At 41.6% G+C, this 20,811-nt stretch carries 24 protein-coding genes; 23 read left to right on the forward strand and 1 reads right to left on the reverse strand.

Translation table 11 applies throughout. From position 1 onward, the window contains the following. Positions 1 to 49: 49 nt before the first annotated feature. Positions 50 to 379 carry a hypothetical protein gene (locus SK637_RS01870; protein ID WP_004261043.1) on the reverse strand — a complete coding sequence of 110 codons (330 nt, stop codon included), beginning with the start codon at positions 377 to 379 and terminating at the stop codon, positions 50 to 52. Positions 380 to 674: 295 nt separating this feature from the next. Here SK637_RS01870 and SK637_RS01875 point away from each other — a divergent pair, with 295 nt between their 5' ends. From SK637_RS01875 to SK637_RS02000, 23 genes are all read left to right on the forward strand, one after another. Next, entirely contained in the window at positions 675 to 1,412 is a 738-nt protein-coding gene (locus SK637_RS01875; RefSeq protein WP_033688152.1) for a response regulator transcription factor, read from the forward strand. A 13-nt stretch (positions 1,413 to 1,425) separates the two neighbouring features. Continuing rightward, positions 1,426 to 2,775 carry a sensor histidine kinase gene (locus SK637_RS01880; protein WP_033688153.1) on the forward strand — a complete coding sequence of 450 codons (1,350 nt, stop codon included), beginning with the start codon at positions 1,426 to 1,428 and terminating at the stop codon, positions 2,773 to 2,775. 1,276 nt (positions 2,776 to 4,051) lie between these two features. Then, positions 4,052 to 4,456, forward strand: coding sequence for a hypothetical protein (locus SK637_RS01900; RefSeq protein ID WP_004257547.1), 405 nt, complete (start codon positions 4,052 to 4,054; stop codon positions 4,454 to 4,456). A gap of 83 nt (positions 4,457 to 4,539) precedes the next feature. Continuing rightward, positions 4,540 to 4,923, forward strand: a complete 384-nt coding sequence (locus SK637_RS01905) for a hypothetical protein (protein ID WP_033688156.1) — start codon at positions 4,540 to 4,542, stop codon at positions 4,921 to 4,923. A 36-nt stretch (positions 4,924 to 4,959) separates the two neighbouring features. Continuing rightward, positions 4,960 to 5,208: an immunity protein BlpZ gene (gene blpZ, locus SK637_RS01910; protein ID WP_033688157.1), complete on the forward strand. Its 249-nt coding sequence runs from the start codon at positions 4,960 to 4,962 to the stop codon at positions 5,206 to 5,208. Positions 5,209 to 5,238: 30 nt separating this feature from the next. Further along, positions 5,239 to 5,850 carry a CPBP family intramembrane glutamic endopeptidase gene (locus SK637_RS01915; RefSeq protein ID WP_033688158.1) on the forward strand — a complete coding sequence of 204 codons (612 nt, stop codon included), beginning with the start codon at positions 5,239 to 5,241 and terminating at the stop codon, positions 5,848 to 5,850. A gap of 161 nt (positions 5,851 to 6,011) precedes the next feature. Further along, positions 6,012 to 6,806 (forward strand): cell cycle regulator CcrZ, encoded by a 795-nt coding sequence (gene ccrZ / locus SK637_RS01920; protein WP_033688159.1) that lies wholly within the window; start codon positions 6,012 to 6,014, stop codon positions 6,804 to 6,806. Then, positions 6,803 to 7,438, forward strand: coding sequence for a tRNA (guanosine(46)-N7)-methyltransferase TrmB (gene trmB / locus SK637_RS01925; RefSeq protein ID WP_001266094.1), 636 nt, complete (start codon positions 6,803 to 6,805; stop codon positions 7,436 to 7,438). The genes ccrZ and trmB overlap by 4 nt, the downstream gene beginning before the upstream one ends. A gap of 125 nt (positions 7,439 to 7,563) precedes the next feature. Continuing rightward, the gene (gene rimP / locus SK637_RS01930) at positions 7,564 to 8,043 is read left to right on the forward strand and encodes a ribosome maturation factor RimP (protein ID WP_001808916.1); all 480 of its coding nucleotides are present in this window, start codon (positions 7,564 to 7,566) and stop codon (positions 8,041 to 8,043) included. Positions 8,044 to 8,086: 43 nt separating this feature from the next. After that, positions 8,087 to 9,223 carry a transcription termination factor NusA gene (gene nusA, locus SK637_RS01935; protein WP_033688160.1) on the forward strand — a complete coding sequence of 379 codons (1,137 nt, stop codon included), beginning with the start codon at positions 8,087 to 8,089 and terminating at the stop codon, positions 9,221 to 9,223. Positions 9,224 to 9,244: 21 nt separating this feature from the next. Continuing rightward, positions 9,245 to 9,538, forward strand: coding sequence for an RNase P modulator RnpM (gene rnpM / locus SK637_RS01940; RefSeq protein ID WP_000857567.1), 294 nt, complete (start codon positions 9,245 to 9,247; stop codon positions 9,536 to 9,538). Further along, entirely contained in the window at positions 9,531 to 9,830 is a 300-nt protein-coding gene (locus SK637_RS01945; RefSeq protein ID WP_001041392.1) for a YlxQ-related RNA-binding protein, read from the forward strand. Before rnpM ends, SK637_RS01945 begins: the two co-directional genes overlap by 8 nt. Before the next feature lie 16 nt (positions 9,831 to 9,846). Beyond that, positions 9,847 to 12,648, forward strand: coding sequence for a translation initiation factor IF-2 (gene infB, locus SK637_RS01950; protein ID WP_033688161.1), 2,802 nt, complete (start codon positions 9,847 to 9,849; stop codon positions 12,646 to 12,648). Positions 12,649 to 12,814: 166 nt separating this feature from the next. Next, positions 12,815 to 13,165, forward strand: a complete 351-nt coding sequence (gene rbfA / locus SK637_RS01955) for a 30S ribosome-binding factor RbfA (protein ID WP_001273601.1) — start codon at positions 12,815 to 12,817, stop codon at positions 13,163 to 13,165. A gap of 215 nt (positions 13,166 to 13,380) precedes the next feature. Further along, positions 13,381 to 13,563 carry a hypothetical protein gene (locus SK637_RS01960; protein WP_033688163.1) on the forward strand — a complete coding sequence of 61 codons (183 nt, stop codon included), beginning with the start codon at positions 13,381 to 13,383 and terminating at the stop codon, positions 13,561 to 13,563. Between the two features lie 265 nt (positions 13,564 to 13,828). After that, entirely contained in the window at positions 13,829 to 14,062 is a 234-nt protein-coding gene (locus tag SK637_RS01965; protein WP_000368739.1) for a DUF1858 domain-containing protein, read from the forward strand. Beyond that, positions 14,062 to 15,396, forward strand: a complete 1,335-nt coding sequence (locus SK637_RS01970; protein WP_033688165.1) for a DUF438 domain-containing protein — start codon at positions 14,062 to 14,064, stop codon at positions 15,394 to 15,396. The genes SK637_RS01965 and SK637_RS01970 overlap by 1 nt, the downstream gene beginning before the upstream one ends. 9 nt (positions 15,397 to 15,405) lie before the next feature. Further along, positions 15,406 to 15,660 carry a DUF1912 family protein gene (locus SK637_RS01975; RefSeq protein WP_000119706.1) on the forward strand — a complete coding sequence of 85 codons (255 nt, stop codon included), beginning with the start codon at positions 15,406 to 15,408 and terminating at the stop codon, positions 15,658 to 15,660. Between the two features lie 95 nt (positions 15,661 to 15,755). After that, positions 15,756 to 16,151, forward strand: a complete 396-nt coding sequence (locus SK637_RS01980; RefSeq protein WP_033688166.1) for a helix-hairpin-helix domain-containing protein — start codon at positions 15,756 to 15,758, stop codon at positions 16,149 to 16,151. 285 nt (positions 16,152 to 16,436) lie between these two features. Next, the gene (locus SK637_RS01985) at positions 16,437 to 17,015 is read left to right on the forward strand and encodes a flavin reductase family protein (RefSeq protein WP_033688167.1); all 579 of its coding nucleotides are present in this window, start codon (positions 16,437 to 16,439) and stop codon (positions 17,013 to 17,015) included. Further along, complete coding sequence (locus tag SK637_RS01990) at positions 17,002 to 17,562, forward strand: GNAT family N-acetyltransferase (protein WP_033688168.1); 561 nt, start codon at positions 17,002 to 17,004, stop codon at positions 17,560 to 17,562. The genes SK637_RS01985 and SK637_RS01990 overlap by 14 nt, the downstream gene beginning before the upstream one ends. Further along, a complete protein-coding gene (locus tag SK637_RS01995) occupies positions 17,562 to 18,140 on the forward strand; it encodes a DEAD/DEAH box helicase family protein (protein WP_033688169.1) in 579 nt (192 codons plus the stop codon). The genes SK637_RS01990 and SK637_RS01995 overlap by 1 nt, the downstream gene beginning before the upstream one ends. Continuing rightward, positions 18,133 to 20,784, forward strand: coding sequence for a valine--tRNA ligase (locus tag SK637_RS02000; protein WP_033688170.1), 2,652 nt, complete (start codon positions 18,133 to 18,135; stop codon positions 20,782 to 20,784). Before SK637_RS01995 ends, SK637_RS02000 begins: the two co-directional genes overlap by 8 nt. The last annotated feature ends 27 nt before the right edge of the window (positions 20,785 to 20,811 follow it).

The following is a 20,811-nucleotide window of genomic DNA, read 5'->3' on the forward strand; positions in this document are numbered from 1 at the left end:
GATATTAAAAAAGAAGTTGAGTTCAGTTTGTCTCAACTTCTTTTATTTTCTACAGGATAATGGTTGGTCCGTAGAGACTCAACTTGGTCTTGACTTGGTCAAAGTGGAAGCGGTCATAGGCCCGCCAAGCGGCGCGAGTTGGAGCATCTGGATCAAGAGCGCTGAGTCCCATGAGAAGACTGGAAGTCTGGTAAAATTTTTCCAGTTCAATCAAGACTCGATTATCCACTGTTTCAGCCTTGGCTAGAAAACCAAGAATAGAGTTTAATTGCTCCTGAAAGCGGACGTCGTCAGCGGTTGCCTGTTTGCATGCTTGATAGGCTTTGTTTAAGTCAGTAATCAAAGTCTGAGCTCTTTTGATAGGGTCTGTATCTGTCATGAGAATTCCTCCTTTAATCTAGGTGCTAGTTTTGATTCTAGCAACTGTGTTTTGATACTGTCAGTCTATCACTTTTATCTCCTTTTTCGCCTTCAAATCTTTAATTGTCCTTGAAATTTCCTGAATGGTACTGTTAAAATTTTATGATAAAATAGTGGTAAGATTATCATGCTTATTTGAGGAACAAGCTACCCTTCAGGAGCGTTGAAGGCCTGTTTAGGATTTGGTGGGTTTGTATCATAGTATTTTTGCTATTCTCTTTTTAGGAAGAAATTGAAACAAGGAGAGTAAGAAGATGAGAATATTTGTTTTAGAAGATGATTTTTCCCAGCAGACTAGGATTGAAGCGACGATTGAGAAACTTTTGAAGGAACATCAGATTATTCCCAGCTCTTTTGCGGTCTTTGGTAAGCCAGATCAACTGCTGGCAGAGGTGCATGAGAAGGGGGCCCATCAGCTATTCTTTTTGGATATTGAGATTCGAAATGAGGAGATGAAGGGTCTGGAAGTGGCTAGAAAGATTCGGGATCGAGACCCCTATGCCCTGATTGTCTTTGTGACGACTCACTCAGAGTTTATGCCCCTGTCTTTTCGCTATCAAGTGTCCGCTTTGGACTACATTGATAAGGCCTTGTCGGCAGAGGAGTTTGAATCTCGTATCGAGACAGCCCTTCTCTATGCCAATAGTCAAGATAGTAAAAGTCTGGCGGAAGATTGCTTTTACTTTAAATCAAAATTTGCCCAATTCCAGTATCCTTTTAAAGAGGTTTATTATCTTGAAACGTCGCCCAGAGCCCATCGTGTTATTCTCTATACCAAGACAGACAGACTGGAATTTACAGCGAGTTTAGAGGAGGTTTTCAAGCAGGAGCCTCGTCTCTTGCAGTGCCATCGCTCTTTTCTCATCAATCCTGCCAATGTAGTTCGTTTGGATAAGAAAGAGAAACTCCTTTTCTTTCCTAATGGCGGAAGCTGTATGATAGCGCGTTATAAGGTCAGGGAAGTGTCTGAGGCTATCAATAACTTACACTGAGCTAGGAGAGTTTATGAATATTGCTTGGATATTGTTGTATACACTTGTTACTCATGGACTAGAAATTGTCATTTTCTTTAAGGTGGATGGAATTGGTCTCACTTTTGAGAGGATTTTTAAAGCCTTTCTTTTTAAGATACTGTTGGCCTTTGTTTTTTTAATGATTGGCTATATAGTAGGAGATAGTTTCCTATTTTATTTTATGGAACCCTTGTACGGCATAGGCTTGTCTTTCTTATTGTTAAGAGGGCTTCCTAAAAAATTCCTTTTCTTTTATGGTCTCTTTCCAATGATATTGGTGAATCTCTTTTATAGAGGAGTTTCCTATTTTGTGCTTCCATTTTTGGGACAAGTAATTGTAGATAAAGATAGCAATCCTATCTTTTTATTGATGAAGATATTCGTTTGCTTCATAGTTTTAATCTTTTTGAAATGGTTGGACTATGATTTCACTAACTTGAGAAAGGAGATTCTAGATAAAGCTTCTCAACAGTCCCTGACTAAGATTAACTGGATAATGGGGGCTTACTATCTAGTGATGCAAAGTCTGTCTTTCTTTGAATATGAACAAGGTATTCAATCAACGACTGTTCGCCATCTCATCCTAGTCTTTTACCTGCTCTTTTTTATGGGGATGATCAAGAAATTGGATACCTATTTGAAGGACAAACTCCATGAGAGACTGGACCAAGAGCAGGCCTTGCGCTACAAAGATATGGAACGCTATAGTCGGCATATAGAGGAACTTTACAAGGAAGTCCGGAGTTTTCGCCATGACTACACCAACCTCTTAACCAGCTTACGTCTGGGCATTGAAGAGGAGGATATGGAGCAGATAAAAGAGGTCTACGACTCGGTCTTAAAGGATTCTAGTCAGAAATTGCAGGACAACAAATATGACCTTGGCAGATTGGTAAATATTCGGGACCGTGCCCTCAAAAGTCTTCTAGCAGGGAAATTTCTAAAAGCCAGAGATAAGAACATAGTCTTTAATGTCGAAGTTCCAGAGGAGATTCAGGTCGAGGGGATGAGTCTACTTGATTTTCTAACCATTGTGTCTATTCTTTGTGACAATGCTATTGAAGCCAGTGCAGAGGCCAGTCAACCTCATGTTTCAATCGCCTTTTTAAAAAATGGAGCACAGGAGACCTTTATCATTGAAAACTCCATCAAAGAAGAGGGTATCGATATTTCTGAAATCTTCTCCTTTGGAGCCAGTTCTAAAGGGGAGGAGAGAGGAGTTGGTCTCTATACCGTCATGAAAATTGTGGAAAGCCATCCCAATACCAGTCTAAATACCACCTGCCAAAATCAAGTCTTTCGTCAGGTTTTAACAGTTCACTCGATGTCAGTTGATGATTAGAAGATTTGTGGAAAGAAGTACCGCCTGTAGTTATCAATTAAAATGACATAGTATATGAGGTATATTAAATGAATAAGAAATCCTATTTTATCATCTGTTCTACGTTGATCATAGCATCGAATCTTCTCATGATTTCCGTGGTGAACAAGGGAGAAGAAACGGGGAGCAATCTGTTTGTGATTGCTATAGCCTGTGTTATGTTACCATCATTCTTATATGCGGTTGAGAACCGACTGACTTCATTGATAAGAGTAGAATCAATACTTCTGATTCAGTTGACAGTTATATCTCTACTCCGTCTTATCAACAGAATAGGGAGTACGCCTGAAATCCTCAACATTATCATTACCCTTATCGCTTTGGCAAGTGGGACAGCTGCTATACTTGTTGCGATTATGAGAATATATGAGAACATACGGAAGTGAGGGTGAGTAGTTTTCTATTTTGTATTTTCACATTGTCAAGTTCCCCTAGGGCAAGTATGTTTTTCATGCTTGCTTTTTAAATTTTTTACAATTCAAGATGTTTTGATGACCATTTATGATGTGGATGGAAAATTTTAAAAAATAGCAGTATACTAACCTTATTAAGGTTGCAATAGGACGAAAGTAAAAAGAGGTATTCCTCGTGAATGCAAAAACAATGCTACAATTGGCTATTATGCTTGCTTAAAGGCTTGAGCCTGTAAGTAGAGGAACTGTACTTGGAGGTAATTATGGATTTCAAAAGTTTTCTTATTGTTTTTGTTGTTAGTATGCTTATTTCTTTTATTACTTATTTAATTAGGGAAAAATTTTTAAAATCTCCAAAGAAGAATAAAGATAGATCTAATTAGATAAAGAGATTTTTTATCGCTGGTTTAATCTACAGTGGAGTTTCTTTAATATTGTTTCGCCTGTTAAAATGATATGTGATAGCAGGATAAAAAATCTACAAATTAAGTTGGTATCAATATGGTGTAAAGGGCAAGTATGTTTTTCATGCTTGCTTTTTAAATTTTTTACAATTCAAGATGTTTTGATGACCATTCGTGATTTGAGTGTTCCAAGGATAAAATGAGTGCTATACTAGCAGTGTAAAGGTTCTAGTTCAACAAACATTTAGGAGGAAATTTTATGAAGAAAAAAATACTTGTCATTTTCATCTTGTATCTGATCATGTCCATCTTTCTATATCCACTTAGGGAAAGTATTTGGTATCAGCTATTTTATACCATAGCCTATATGATTGCGGTTATGATCTATCTTGCTTTAACTAAAAAGAAAGGAGCAAAGAAATGAAAACTTTTCTTGCTAAAAAACGGAACATCTTTCTTGCAAGATTGTTCCTAGGTCAGTTGCCCTTGCTTGTCTCTACTTATCTATTTCTATCTCGTCAGTTTTTAAATTTTTCCTTAGTTTTCCAATTTCTTTTAGTGGTTATTAACTTGGCTTCTATTTTGGTCACTGTTTACCTCACTAGAGAAATGAGGATAAGAAAGTTTGAAGATGATGATTTGGTTAGTCCTAGAACCAATCAACTTATGTATATCGGCTTGACAGGTTTTATGTCCATTATTTGTTTGTATAGAGGTGTCACAGCAGGAGAATCTTACCAACAACTAATTGCCTATATTGGCGCTATTCTCTGCTTGATTATCATGCTTCTACTCATTTGGGGCTTGAAGTATTATAAAAAGTAGCTTTCTCTCCTCTTTTATCAGGATATTTGAGTAGAAAGGCTCTATTAAAAAGTTCGTGAAATAAGTGAATGGAGGTATTTAAAATGAAATATAGATTATTTCTTGTTATTTTCTTGAGTAGTATGTTGAATCTTCTTTTAGGGACATTTTTACAAATCTCTAATGTATCAATTGGGTGGATTGTTCTCTACAGTGGATTATTTGAAGCAGGCGTTTTCCTTCTTGCTAATAAAGGGGTGGCGGTAAAAATCAAGGAAGTAGACATTCGAAATCGCTTTAAATTTATTTTTGGAAAAACCTTATGGTTTCAAATTCTTTTACTCATCTTTTTGATAATCAAACTTTATCTTGGTTTGGATGCGAAGCTGATTTTATTCTATGGACATATTTTCATTGTCTTTAATGCCTTAATGTATCTATTATCTAGTAGTCAGGTTAACCTTAAAAAGAACAAGCTGTCTTCTTAATCTTGCAGTAATAGAGCCTGACAAGAGGAGGTCATCATGTATAAACACTTATTTTTCCTAGATTCCAAAACTTTAGACCGGTTGACGCCCTATATTCTGGTCTTGGCTTCTGACACCATTGCCTTTAATGTTTTTGTGCTAACCTTTGTATCTGCGGTGGTCTTTAATTCCCTAAATTCTATGCTAGCTTTAATGGCTATATTCTTAGGGGCTGGCTATGTGGTCGGATTTTGGTTACTCAAATGGTTTGTTTTGGAAAGATTAGAGCTCAAGGATGGCTTGTAGGGAAGTTTGTTTGGTGAGGAGGATAGCTTTATGGCCATTTTCAATAAGTGCCATGCCTTGTTTTTGGGATTTTTAGTATTTGCCATCGTTGGTGCAGCGGGATATTCCGTCAATCAAGGGGATTATTTTCAACACCAGTACACATTCATTATGATAAAGAGTCTCTTGCTTTTCCTTAGTTTTGGCTATGCGAAATGGTTTGATATGATTTCTTTGGGGATTTTAAGCAGGAAACAACTCTTGCTGTTCATTGGAATCTTTCTTCTCACTGTGCTGGTAAATATTAGCTATCATGCTTTTTTCTCAGTTGTTTCTGGTGCTTCGGCTCAACACCTTGAGGAAGCTAGTAAAGGACTTTCGCTTTCCTTTATTGTTAGTGCTACAGTTTTGGCACCTATCCAGGAGGAACTCCTGTTTAGAGGACTTCTTCAAGGTGCGGTTTTTGATAATTCTTGGCTGGGGCTTGTGCTGACCTCCTCTCTCTTTTCTTTCATACATGAACCTTATGATATTCCTTCGTTTTTCTATTATCTATTTTTTGGGGTGTTGCTGGGCTTTGCTTATAAAAAGAGCCAAAACCTATGGGTTTCTACTCTAGTCCATATGTTTTACAACAGTTTACCACTCTTAACTTATTTCTAAAAATTATGAAAAGGTAAGTAGGAGATTGTGCTTACCTTTTTCTTTCTATAATGATACCCAAGCCAATCTAGAGGCTTTTCTTTGAGAATCGGATGTGGAGCGGTTGACGAATAGGCCAAAAACTAGTAGAATAGTAAGGAAACTTTATACGGAGGAAAGAAATGGATTTGGGTGATAATGAGCTAACACTGACTCCCATACCTGGGAAAAGTGGCAAGGCTTATATGGGTAGCTATCCTGATGGGAAGCGTATCTTTGTAAAAATGAACACCTCTCCAATCCTACCTGGTCTAGCTAGAGAACAAATTGCTCCACAATTATTATGGAGTCGCCGTTTGGCAGATGGGCGTGATATGTGTGCTCAAGAATGGTTGACAGGCAAGATATTGACCCCCTATGATATGAATCGTAAGCAAATCGTCAATATTTTAACTCGCCTTCATCGCTCACGTCCGTTGATGACACAGTTGAGTCGTTTGGGATATGCCATGGAAACACCTGTAGATTTACTACAGTCTTGGCAGGAAACGGCTCCAGATGCTTTGCGTAAAAATCATTTTATCAGTGAAGTGATGGCTGATTTACGTCAGACTATTCCAGGATTTAGAGAGGACCATGCGACCATTGTCCATGGAGATGTACGACATAGTAATTGGATTGAGACAGACAGTGGCTTGATTTATTTGGTGGATTGGGATTCGGTTCGCTTGACTGACCGCATGTTTGATGTGGCCCATATGCTCTGCCATTATATTCCAGAACATCAGTGGAAGGAATGGTTGACCTACTACGGTTACAAGTATAATCAAACGGTATTAACTAAATTGTATTGGTACGGTCAATTGTCTTATTTGAGCCAGATTTCCAAGTATTATATGAACCAAGATTTAGAAAATGTCAATCGGGAGATCCATGGCTTGCGTCACTTCCGAGACAAGTATGGAAAGAGAAGATGAGAGTTAGAAATCGTAAAGGGGCAACAGAATTACTAGAGGCAAATCCCCAGTATGTGGTCCTCAATCCTTTGGAAGCCAAGGGGAAATGGCGGGATTTGTTTGGCAATGATAATCCCATTCATGTGGAAGTTGGAAGTGGAAAGGGTGCCTTTGTTTCAGGTATGGCCAAGCAAAACCCTGACATCAACTATATCGGGATTGATATTCAAAAGTCTGTTTTGAGCTACGCTTTGGACAAGGTGCTTGAAGTTGGAGTACCTAATATTAAGCTCTTGTGGGTAGATGGTTCTGACTTGACTGACTACTTTGAAGACGGTGAGATTGATCGCTTGTATCTGAACTTTTCAGATCCATGGCCTAAAAAGCGCCATGAAAAGCGTCGTTTGACCTACAAGACCTTCTTGGATACCTTCAAGCGTATCTTGCCTGAAAATGGAGAAATTCATTTCAAGACGGACAACCGTGGCTTGTTTGAGTACAGTTTAGTGAGCTTTTCTCAGTATGGCATGAAGCTCAATGGTGTCTGGCTTGATTTACATGCCAGCGATTTTGAAGGCAATGTCATGACAGAATACGAGCAAAAATTCTCCAACAAGGGTCAAGTTATCTACCGAGTTGAGGCAGAATTTTAAGAAATAGCCTGAAATCAGGCTGTATAAGTACTTTTGCTTTACATAAGTAGTAAAAAGTGCTATACTGTAAGTAAGAATATGAAAAGTGAGGCGGGGAAATATCTTCGCCTCTTGCTTATGAGGAGGTGGACGCAATCGCAACAATCGTAGAATTAGTCAGAGAAGTTGTAGAACCTGTCATAGAAGCGCCTTTCGAACTCGTGGATATCGAGTATGGAAAGATTGGCAGTGACATGATTCTCAGTATTTTTGTAGATAAACCTGAAGGAATTACCTTGAACGACACGGCAGACTTGACAGAAATGATCAGTCCTGTCCTAGACACCATCAAGCCAGATCCCTTCCCAGAACAATATTTCCTAGAAATTACCAGTCCAGGCTTGGAACGTCCTTTGAAAACAAAGGATGCCGTCGCTGGAGCGGTTGGGAAATACATCCATGTCGGGCTCTACCAAGCCATCGATAAGCAAAAGGTCTTTGAAGGAACTTTGTTGGCCTTCGAAGAGGACGAGTTGACTATGGAATATATGGACAAGACGCGTAAGAAAACGGTCCAAATTCCATACAGTTTAGTATCAAAAGCACGTTTAGCAGTAAAATTATAGAAAAAGAAAGGATAGCTTTTGAGGATTCAAAAGTGAAGAAAACATGAGTAAAGAAATGCTAGAGGCCTTCCGCATTTTGGAAGAAGACAAGGGAATCAAAAAAGAAGACATCATCGACGCAGTAGTAGAGTCGCTTCGTTCCGCTTATCGCAGACGCTATGGTCAATCAGACAGCGTAGCTATTGACTTCAACGAAAAAACAGGTGATTTTACAGTTTATACTGTCCGTGAAGTTGTTGATGAAGTATTTGATAGCCGTTTGGAAATCAGCTTGAAAGATGCTCTTGCCATTAATTCAGCCTATGAGCTTGGTGACAAAATCAAGTTTGAAGAAGCACCTGCCGAGTTTGGTCGTGTAGCAGCCCAATCTGCCAAACAAACCATCATGGAAAAAATGCGCAAGCAAACACGTGCCATCACTTACAATACTTACAAAGAACATGAGCAAGAAATCATGTCTGGTACAGTAGAACGCTTTGACAACCGCTTTATCTATGTCAACCTTGGCAGCATTGAAGCCCAATTGTCAAAACAAGACCAAATCCCTGGGGAAGTTTTTGCTTCTCATGATCGTATTGAAGTTTATGTTTACAAGGTTGAAGATAACCCTCGTGGTGTCAACGTCTTTGTTAGCCGTAGCCATCCAGAAATGATCAAACGTTTGATGGAGCAAGAAATTCCTGAAGTTTATGATGGAACTGTTGAAATCATGAGCGTGGCTCGTGAAGCAGGTGACCGTACTAAGGTTGCTGTTCGTAGCCATAATCCAAACGTGGACGCTATCGGTACAATCGTTGGACGTGGTGGAGCTAACATCAAGAAAATCACTAGCAAATTCCACCCAGCTCGTTATGATGCTAAGAGCGACCGTATGGTACCAATCGAAGAAAATATCGACGTTATCGAGTGGGTAGCAGATCCAGCTGAATTTATCTACAATGCCATTGCTCCTGCTGAGGTTGACCAAGTTATCTTTGATGAAAACGACAGCAAACGTGCCTTGGTGGTTGTTCCAGATAACAAGCTTTCTCTTGCCATCGGTCGTCGTGGACAAAACGTTCGCTTGGCAGCTCACTTGACTGGTTACCGTATCGATATCAAGTCTGCTAGCGAATTTGAAGCCATGGAAGAAGCTGATTCGGTAGATTTGGAAGCAGAAAACGATATTGTAGAAGAATAAAAGCTGCTAGAGGAGGGAAAGATGAAAACGAGAAAAATCCCTTTGCGCAAGTCTGTTGTGTCCAATGAAGTGATTGATAAGCGTGATTTGCTCCGCATTGTCAAGAATAAGGAAGGACAAGTCTTTATCGATCCAACAGGCAAGGCCAACGGCCGCGGCGCTTATATCAAGCTAGACAATAAAGAAGCCCTAGAGGCTAAAAAGAAGAAGGTCTTTAACCGTAGCTTTGACATGGAAGTGGAAGAAAGCTTTTATGATGAGTTGATCGCTTATGTGGATCACAAAGTGAAAAGAAGAGAGTTAGGACTTGAATAAGCAAAAGATAAGTAATCTCTTGGGACTTGCTCAGCGAGCAGGGCGTATCATATCTGGTGAGGAATTGGTGGTCAAGGCCATTCAAGATGGCAAGGCCAAGATGGTCTTTCTAGCCCATGATGCTGGCCCCAATCTGACCAAGAAGATTCAAGATAAAAGTCACTATTATCAAGTAGAAATTGTAACCGTGTTTTCAACACTGGAATTAAGCATAGCAGTCGGGAAATCGAGAAAGGTTTTGGCTGTAACAGATGCTGGATTTACAAAGAAAATGAGGTCTCTTATGGAATAGAAGAGGAGGACATGATTTGTCTAAGAAAAGATTGTACGAAATCGCAAAAGAACTTGGAAAAGAAAGTAAAGAAGTTGTAGCGCGTGCAAAAGAGTTGGGCTTGGATGTGAAAAGCCACTCATCAAGTGTGGAAGAAGCTGTCGCTGCAAAAATCGCTGCCAGCTTTAAGCCTGCAGCTGCTCCGAAAGCAGAAGCAAAACCTGCAGTACCAAAAGCAAGTGCAGAAAAGAAAGCCGAGAAATCTGAACCAGCTAAACCAGCTGTAGCTAAGGAAGAGGCAAAACCTGCTGAGCCAGTCGCTCCGAAGGCAGAAAAAGTAGCAGCTAAACCGCAAAGCCGTAATTTCAAGGCTGAGCGTGAAGCTCGTGCCAAAGAACAGGCAGAACGACGCAAGCAAAATAAGGGCAATAACCGTGACCAACAACAAAACGGAAACCGTCAGAAAAATGACGGCCGTAATGGCGGAAAACAAGGTCAAGGCAACCGCGACAATCGTCTCTTTAATGACCAAGCTAAGAAACAGCAAGGTCAGCAAAATCGTGGAAATGAGCGCCGTCAACAAGAGGACAAACGTCCACATCAGGCGGCTCCACGTGTTGACTTTAAAGCCCGTGCAGCAGCCCTAAAAGCAGAGCAAAATGCAGAATATGCCCGTTCAAGTGAGGAACGTTTCAAGCAGACTCAGGCTGCCAAAGAAGCCTTGGCCCAAGCTAACAAACGCAAGGAGCCAGAGGAAATCTTTGAAGAAGTGGCTAAGTTAGCTGAACAAGCGCAACAAGAACAGCAAGTTCAAGCAGTGGTTGAACCGGCTCCTGTAGCTAAAGAAGCGCCAGTGGATACACGTCGTAAAAAACAAGCTCGACCAGACAAAAATCGTGACGATTATGATCACGAAGAAGATGGTCCTAGAAAACAACAAAAGAATCGAAGTAGTCAAAATCAAGTGAGAAATCAAAAGAATAGTAACTGGAATAACAACAAAAAGAACAAAAAAGGCAATAACAAGAACAACCGCAATCAGACTCCAAAACCTGTTACGGAGCGTAAATTCCATGAATTGCCAACAGAATTTGAATATACAGATGGTATGACCGTTGCGGAAATCGCAAAACGTATCAAACGTGAACCAGCTGAAATCGTTAAGAAACTTTTCATGATGGGTGTCATGGCCACACAAAACCAATCCTTGGATGGGGAAACAATTGAACTCCTCATGGTGGATTACGGTATTGAAGCTAAGCAAAAGGTTGAAGTGGATAATGCCGACATCGAACGTTTCTTTGTCGAAGATGGTTATCTCAATGAAGATGAATTGGTTGAGCGTCCACCAGTTGTAACTATCATGGGACACGTTGACCACGGTAAAACAACACTCCTAGATACCCTCCGTAACTCTCGTGTTGCGACAGGTGAAGCAGGTGGTATCACTCAGCATATCGGTGCCTACCAAATCGTGGAAAATGGCAAGAAGATTACCTTCCTTGATACACCAGGACACGCGGCCTTTACATCAATGCGTGCGCGCGGTGCTTCTGTTACCGATATTACGATCTTGGTCGTAGCGGCAGATGACGGGGTTATGCCTCAGACTATCGAAGCCATTAACCACTCAAAAGCGGCCAACGTTCCAATCATCGTAGCTATTAACAAGATTGATAAACCAGGTGCCAACCCAGAACGCGTTATCGGTGAATTGGCAGAGCATGGTGTTATGTCAACTGCTTGGGGTGGAGATTCTGAATTTGTTGAAATCTCAGCTAAATTCAACCAAAACATCGAAGAATTGTTGGAAACAGTCCTTCTTGTGGCTGAAATCCAAGAACTCAAGGCAGACCCAACAGTGCGTGCGATCGGTACAGTTATCGAAGCTCGCCTGGATAAAGGAAAAGGTGCGGTCGCAACCCTTCTTGTTCAACAAGGTACCTTGAATGTCCAAGACCCAATCGTTGTCGGAAATACTTTCGGTCGTGTCCGTGCCATGACCAATGACCTTGGTCGTCGTGTTAAGGTTGCTGGACCATCAACACCAGTTTCTATCACAGGTTTGAACGAAGCGCCAATGGCAGGTGACCACTTTGCCGTTTACGAGGATGAAAAATCTGCGCGTGCAGCAGGTGAAGAGCGTGCTAAACGTGCCCTTATGAAACAACGTCAAGCTACCCAACGTGTCAGCCTTGAAAACCTCTTTGATACCCTTAAAGCTGGTGAACTCAAATCAGTTAACGTTATCATCAAGGCCGATGTACAAGGTTCTGTTGAAGCCCTTTCTGCCTCACTTCAAAAGATCGATGTAGAAGGTGTTAAAGTTACCATCGTCCACTCAGCGGTCGGTGCTATCAATGAATCTGACGTGACTCTTGCGGAAGCTTCAAATGCCTTTATCGTTGGTTTCAACGTACGCCCTACACCACAAGCTCGTCAACAAGCCGAAGCTGACGATGTGGAAATCCGTCTCCACAGCATTATCTATAAGGTCATCGAAGAGATGGAAGAAGCCATGAAAGGGATGCTTGATCCAGAATTTGAAGAAAAAGTTATTGGTGAAGCAGTTATTCGTGAAACCTTCAAGGTGTCTAAAGTGGGAACTATCGGTGGATTTATGGTTATCAACGGTAAGGTTACCCGTGACTCTAAAGTCCGTGTTATCCGTGACGGTGTTGTTATCTATGATGGCGAACTCGCAAGCTTGAAACACTACAAAGACGACGTGAAAGAAGTTACAAACGGCCGTGAAGGTGGATTGATGATCGATGGCTACAATGATATCAAGACTGATGATGTGATTGAGGCTTATGTCATGGAAGAAATCAAACGATAATAGAGAAACGATAGCCAATTTGACTCGTCGTCAACAGCGCCTTGATGAACCCTTAGTTCTATCTAAGGCTTGTTTCCTAGATTCAAATGGCTCTAGTTCCTCCATCTAATAAAAATAGCTAGGTCTGCTGGCCTAGCTTTTGGTTCAAAGTAGAGAAAGGAATATCATGGCAAATCATTTCCGTACGGATCGTGTGGGCATGGAAATCAAGCGTGAAGTCAATGAGATTTTGCAAAAGAAAGTCCGTGATCCTCGTGTCCAAGGTGTGACCATCACAGATGTTCAGATGCTGGGTGACTTGTCTGTTGCCAAGGTTTACTACACCATTTTGAGTAACCTTGCTTCAGATAATCAAAAAGCCCAAATCGGGCTTGAGAAAGCAACTGGTACCATCAAACGTGAACTTGGTCGCAATTTGAAATTGTACAAAATCCCAGATTTGACCTTCGTCAAAGACGAGTCCATCGAGTATGGAAACAAGATTGACGAGATGCTACGCAATCTGGATAAGAACTAAGAAGGAGGGGTAACCCTCTTTTTTGGTGGGGAAATGGCTACAAAACATACTGGGGAATCTTTCTAGACTTAAAAATTATTAAAAAGCTTTATAAAATTTAGCTTGTATGATATTATAGGAAATGAAAAGAGTGAGATAAAACGATTTTTCAGCAATAGGCAGCAAGGCTGGTACCGTTAATATTTTGAAAGTGTAGTTAAACGAGGGAAGATAATTTGGGACTTATAAAAACTCTAGCTAAAACTTACGGGGATTACTTTTTGACCGTGCAAGGTGTAAAAGTAATGAAAACGATAAAGAAAGATGACCATGTCGTTGTTGGTCTGGGAAAATTCTTTATTGCAGATAAGCTAATGGATACGGCTCGGTGGCTCATCAAGCCAGAGGAGAGAGAATGAAATTTTTCTGGACAATTCTTGCCATTCTTTTTATTAAACCGATTATTGGAATTATGAAATTCCTGTGGATGATCATCTCTTTTGCAGTTCAATTATTGTTTTACAAGATAGTATTTAAGATATTGGATTGGCTCTTTAAACTTATTTAGGTCGTAATTCAAGTTGCAGATAACTAGCAGGAACTCCACTGCTAGTTTTTTAATCTCTTTCCTTGTGGTATAATATAAGCAGTAAAATCATTTTAGAACATACAATGGAGGTCATCATGGACAATATCATCGATGTGTCAATTCCTGTTGCAGAAGTGGTGGACAAGCATCCAGAAGTCTTGGAAATTCTAGTGGAGCTTGGTTTTAAACCCCTTGCCAATCCCTTGATGCGCAATACCGTTGGTCGTAAAGTATCACTTAAACAGGGTTCTAAGCTCGAAGGAACTCCTATGGACAAGATTGTTCGCACGCTGGAAGCAAACGGCTACGAAGTGATTGGATTAGACTAATGGCAGATGAACGAATTCATGTCCTACGGGATATTTTGTTAGAATTGCACAATGGCGCCTCTCCTGAGTCGGTTCAAGAGCGCTTTGATGCGACCTTTACAGGTGTTTCAGCCATCGAGATTTCCCTTATGGAGCACGAGCTGATGAACTCAGACTCAGGTGTCACCTTTGAAGATGTTATGGAACTCTGCGATGTCCATGCTAATCTTTTTAAAAATGCGGTAAAGGGCGTCGAAGTAGAGGATACCGAACACCCTGGCCACCCAGTTCGCGTTTTCAAGGATGAAAATCTGGCCCTCCGTGCTGCCTTGATTCGCATTCGGAGATTGTTAGATACTTATGAGTCTATGGAAGATGAAGAAATGCTTGCGGAGATGCGCAAGGGTTTGGTCCGTCAGATGGGACTTGTGGGGCAATTTGACATCCATTACCAACGTAAAGAAGAACTCTTCTTTCCTATCATGGAGCGCTATGGACACGATTCGCCTCCAAAAGTGATGTGGGGAGTGGATGATCAGATCAGGGAACTATTTCAAACAGCTCTAATGACAGCCAAGTCACTACCAGAAGTGCCGATTAGCACTGTAAAAGAAGCTTTTGAAGTCTTTGCGACAGAGTTTGAAAGTATGATTTTCAAGGAAGAGTCCATCCTCCTCATGATTCTCCTTGAGTCCTTTACTCAGGATGACTGGCTTCAGATTGCGGAGGAGAGTGATTCCTATGGTTATGCTATCATCCGTCCGTCTGAGAAATGGGTGCCAGAACGTCAGAGTTTCGTTGAGGAAAAGAATGCAGAGGAGCCCGTACAACTAGATACGGCAGAAGGTCAAGTTCAGCAAGTTATCGATACGCCAGAAGGACAGTTTACTATTACCTTTACCCCTAAGGAAAAGGAAACAGTGCTGGACCGTCATAGTCAGCAGGCTTTTGGGAATGGCTATCTATCGGTCGAGCAGGCGAATCTCATCCTCAATCACCTCCCTATGGAGATTACTTTTGTCAATAAAGACGATATTTTCCAGTATTACAACGACAATACGCCAGCTGATGAGATGATTTTCAAACGGACGCCGTCCCAAGTTGGGCGCAATGTCGAACTCTGCCATCCGCCTAAGTACTTGGACAAGGTCAAGACTATCATGAAGGGACTTCGTGAGGGGACCAAGGACAAGTATGAGATGTGGTTCAAGTCTGAGTCGCGAGGTAAGTTTATCCACATCACCTACGCAGCAGTGCACGATGAAGAGGGAGAATTCCAAGGTGTGTTGGAGTATGTTCAGGATATTCAGCCCTACCGTGAGATTGATACGGACTATTTCCGTGGATTAGAATAAGGAGAAAAAATGAGTTACGAACAAGAATTTATGAAGGAATTTGAAGCCTGGGTCAATACCCAGATTATGATCAATGACATGGCGCACAAGGAAAGTCAAAAAGTTTACGAAGAAGACCAAGACGAGCGTGCCAAAGATGCTATGATTCGCTACGAAAGCCGTTTGGATGCCTATCAGTTCTTACTTGGTAAGTTTGAAAACTTCAAGGCAGGCAAGGGATTTCATGATTTGCCAGATGGCTTGTTTGGTGAGCGAAATTATTAAACGAGATAGATTCTTGATTTTTTACTAAAATCTTGATAGAATATTTATATTAAATCCTTGTCAGAGCAGGGGTTTTTTATTGAAAGGATTTTATCATGTCAAAGAAACTCAATCGTAAAAAACAATTACGAAATAGCCTCCGTCGTGCAGGTGCTTTTTCATGTACTGTGACTAAGGTTGTAGAAGAGACAAAAAAAGTCGTAAAACGTGCAGAACAGTCAGCAAGCCAAGCTGGTAAGGCTGTTTCTAAAAAAGTTGAACAAGCAGTAGAAGCTACCAAAGAGCAAGCTCAAAAAGTAGCCAATTCTGTAGAAGATTTTGCAGCAAACTTGGGTGGACTTCCACTTGACCGTGCCAAAACTTTCTATGATGAAGGAATCAAGTCTGCTTCAGATTTCAAAAACTGGACTGAAAAAGAACTCCTTGCCTTGAAAGGAATCGGCCCAGCTACCATCAAGAAATTGAAGGAAAATGGCATCAAGTTCAAGTAATCTTTCTTGTGCCTTGCATTTCCGAAAAAATCTTGCTACAATAGAGCCATTAGAGGTGTTTTGAATCCCACATTTTACAGAAAGTGGAGGCGCTGAGAAGTCCACAAATGTGTCAAAACTGGTTGCTAATGGATGAAAAATTGAAATAAAAGTGTCTTTTTGTTTTAAAGACGAGAGTTGCGGGCGTCTCTGCCCGAAATTGGGTGGTACCGCGGATAAATACATTCGTCCCTGTCATGTAGATGGCAGGGGCGATTTTTTGTGTCTTAGGCAAAGGAGGTTGTTATGAAACAATCATTTAAAACTAATAAACTATACTATGGCTTTCCTGTTTTTATTTTAGGATATCAAGATCAGAATTTTGGATATAGCATCACGACCTGTAGTTCCTCTTATAGTCTAGGAGATTGGATTGTGGTTGGAGTCGTTGCGAGAGAGAATGTCGCAGAGCAAATTAAACATTATCAAAAATTTACTGTGAATATTCCTGATGAAAATCTCATGCTCGAGATGGAGCAGGCTGGTTTTATCAGTCATCAGGAGAAATTGGAACGTTTGGGAGTGCATTATGAGATTTCTGAACGGACTCAGGCACCGATTTTAGAGGACTGTCCAGTAGTATTGGATTGTCAGGTAGATCGGATTATAGAGGAAGATGGAATCTGTCATATCTTTGCCAAGATTATCGAACGACTAGCTGATCCAGAACTTTTGGATGACAAGGGGCATTTTAAAAATGACCGTTTTGCGCCGACTTACTTTATGGGGGACGGCCATCAGCGCGTTTACCGCTATTTAGATGACCGAGTAGACCCTATGGGGAGCTTCATTAAGAAAGCGAGGAAGAAAGATGACAAGAGCTGAGTTACCAGATAAAATTGAAACAGAACGTCTCGTTTTACGAGTCCGCACAGTTGCGGATGCTGAGGCTATCTTTGATTATGCTAGTCGTCCAGAAGTTTCTTACCCAGCAGGCTTTCCGCCCGTCAAGACCTTGGAAGATGAGATTTATTATCTAGCGCATATCCTACCCGAGCGCAATCAAAAGGATAATCTCCCAGCGGGTTACGGGATTGTCGTTAAAGGAACCGATAAGGTCATTGGTTCTGTCGACTTCAATCATCGCCACGAGGACGATGTGCTGGAGATTGGCTATACCTTGCACCCAGACTATTGGGGCAGAGGCTATGTACCAGAAGCAGCGTTTGCCTTGATTGATCTAGCTTTTAGAGAACTGGGGCTTCATAAGATTGAATTGACTTGCTTTGGTTACAATCTCCAAAGTCAACGAGTCGCAGAAAAACTTGGATTTACCCTCGAAGCTCGTATCCGAGACCGTAAAGATGTTCAAGGGAACCGCTGTGATGATTTGAGATATGGCTTGCTGAGGAGTGAGTGGGAGGTAATTTGATGCATGTTTTCATCATTGGTGCTCCGGCTTCTGGGAAAATGACGATTGGTCAAGAGTTATCTCGACTGACAGATGCTACCCTCTTTTATAACCATCAAGCCATCGATTTTGCACTAGAAATCTATCAGGACTTTACAGAGGAAATGTGGGAATTTGTTCGTGGAATGACCTTTTCTTTCCTTGGAGCAAGTGCTAGGAATCAGCGATCTGTGATTTTAACAGACGTAATTGATTTTTCAAATCAGTACCAGTTGCTGTATTTGAAGCAAATTCAGGATTTGTTGGATGACTATCATCAAGAGATTCTTTTTGTGGAGTTGGAAACAAGTCTTGAGGATCGATTACATCGAAATCGAACGGAGAATCGATTAAAGCACAAACCCTTAAAACGACATATTGAGGTATCTGAAAGAGAAATTTTAGAGACCGCTGAAACACTTCAATTAAATTCCCAACATCAACCGAATGAGTTGCACCACTACCTTAAAATAAATAATACGAGTTTGACTGCAAAAGAAGCTGCTAAGCAAATTCAAAATAAAATGAACACAATAGAGAAAGGACAAACATATGTCTAAAGAACTTTCACCTAAATACAATCCATCCGAGGTTGAGGCTGGTCGTTACCAAAAATGGCTTGATGCGGATGTTTTCAAGCCTTCAGGCGATCAAAAGGCTAAGCCTTATTCAATCGTCATTCCACCACCAAACGTAACTGGTAAACTCCACCTTGGTCACGCTTGGGACACGACTTTACAGGATATCATCATCCGTCAAAAACGCATGCAAGGTTTTGATACGCTTTGGCTTCCGGGTATGGACCATGCTGGGATTGCAACTCAAGCTAAGGTTGAGGAGCGCTTGCGTGCTGAGGGTATTTCCCGCTATGACCTGGGTCGTGAGTCTTTCTTGACGAAAGTCTGGGAATGGAAAGACGAATATGCCACTACTATCAAGGAACAATGGGGCAAGATGGGGCTCTCTGTAGACTACTCTCGTGAGCGTTTCACTCTCGACGAAGGTTTGTCAAAAGCTGTTCGTAAGGTCTTTGTGGACCTTTACAAGAAAGGTTGGATCTACCGTGGTGAATTCATCATCAACTGGGACCCAGCAGCTCGCACAGCACTTTCTGATATCGAGGTTATCCACAAGGACGTCGAAGGTGCCTTCTACCACATGAATTATATGCTGGAAGACGGCTCACGCGCTCTTGAAGTTGCGACAACTCGTCCTGAGACCATGTTTGGGGACGTTGCGGTTGCGGTCAATCCAGAAGACCCACGCTACAAGGACTTGATTGGTAAAAATGTCATCCTTCCAATTGCTAATAAATTAATCCCAATCGTTGGAGACGAACACGCAGATCCTGAATTTGGTACTGGTGTCGTGAAAATCACGCCTGCCCATGATCCAAACGACTTCTTGGTGGGTCAACGTCACAACTTGCCACAAGTCAACGTGATGAACGACGACGGAACTATGAATGACTTGGCCCTTGAATTTGCAGGCATGGACCGTTTTGAAGCTCGTAAGGCAGTCGTTGCTAAGCTGGAAGAAATCGGTGCCCTCGTTAAAATCGAAAAACGTGTCCACAGCGTTGGTCACTCAGAGCGTACAGGTGTTGTGGTTGAACCACGCTTGTCTACTCAATGGTTCGTTAAGATGGACCAATTGGCGAAAAATGCTATTGCCAACCAAGACACAGAGGACAAGGTCGAATTCTACCCGCCACGTTTCAACGATACCTTCCTCCAATGGATGGAAAATGTCCACGACTGGGTGATCTCTCGTCAGCTCTGGTGGGGTCACCAAATCCCTGCTTGGTACAATGCTGAGGGTGAAATGTACGTTGGTGAAGAAGCTCCAGAAGGTGACGGATGGACTCAGGACGAAGACGTCTTGGATACTTGGTTTAGTTCTGCCCTCTGGCCATTCTCAACCATGGGCTGGCCTGATGTCGACTCAGAAGACTTTAAACGTTATTATCCAACATCAACTTTGGTGACTGGTTATGATATTATTCCGTTCTGGGTGTCTCGGATGATTTTCCAAGGTTTGGAATTTACTGGCAAGTCGCCATTCAAAAATGCCTTGATTCATGGTCTCATTCGTGATGAGCAAGGACGCAAGATGTCGAAATCTCTCGGTAACGGGATTGATCCAATGGATGTTATTGATAAGTACGGAACAGATAGCCTTCGTTGGTTCCTTTCAAATGGTTCTGCACCAGGACAAGACGTGCGCTTCTCTTACGAGAAAATGGATGCTTCATGGAACTTCATTAACAAGATCTGGAACATCTCTCGCTACATCCTCATGAACAATGAAGGCTTGACCCTTGAGCAAGCAACTGCCAATGTGGAAAAAGTTGCAAACAAGGAAGCTGGAAACGTTACAGACCGCTGGATTCTCCACAATCTCAATGAAACGATTGGAAAAGCAACTGCCAACTTTGATAAATTTGAGTTTGGTGTAGCTGGCCACATCCTCTACAACTTCATCTGGGATGAATTTGCGGACTGGTATGTTGAGTTGACCAAGGAAGTCCTTTATAGCGATAACGAAGAAGAGAAAGTCATCACACGTTCTGTTCTCCTTTATACCTTGGACAAGATTCTTCGTCTCCTCCACCCAATCATGCCATTCGTGACAGAGGAAATCTTTGGGCAAATCTCAGAAGGTTCTATCGTCACGGCGGAATACCCAACTGTCAACCCAGCCTTTGAAGACCTTGCTGCCCATACTGGTGTGGAAAGCCTCAAAGACTTGATTCGTGCAGTACGTAATGCGCGTGCGGAAGTAAACGTAGCACCAAGCAAGCCTATCACAATCCTTGTTAAGACAAGCGATAGCGACCTGGAAGCCTTCTTTAACAGCAATGTCAACTACATCAAACGCTTTACAAATCCAGAACACTTGGAAATCGCATCAACCATCCCTGCCCCTGAACTTGCTATGTCAAGCGTCATCACAGGAGCAGAAATCTACTTGCCACTGGCAGACCTCCTCAATGTCGAAGAAGAACTGGCTCGTCTCGACAAAGAATTGGCTAAATGGCAAAAAGAACTGGACATGGTCGGCAAGAAGCTCTCTAACGAACGCTTCGTAGCCAATGCCAAACCAGAAGTCGTACAAAAAGAACGCGACAAACAAGCCGACTATCAAGCGAAATACGATGCGACTGTAGCACGTATTGATGAGATGAAGAAGTTGGTGAAATAAACACAGAAACACGGTCATGAGCCGTGT

Origin of the sequence: Streptococcus mitis (genome assembly GCF_000722765.2) — a bacterium.
Taxonomy (GTDB): Bacteria; Bacillota; Bacilli; order Lactobacillales; family Streptococcaceae; genus Streptococcus; species Streptococcus mitis_AQ.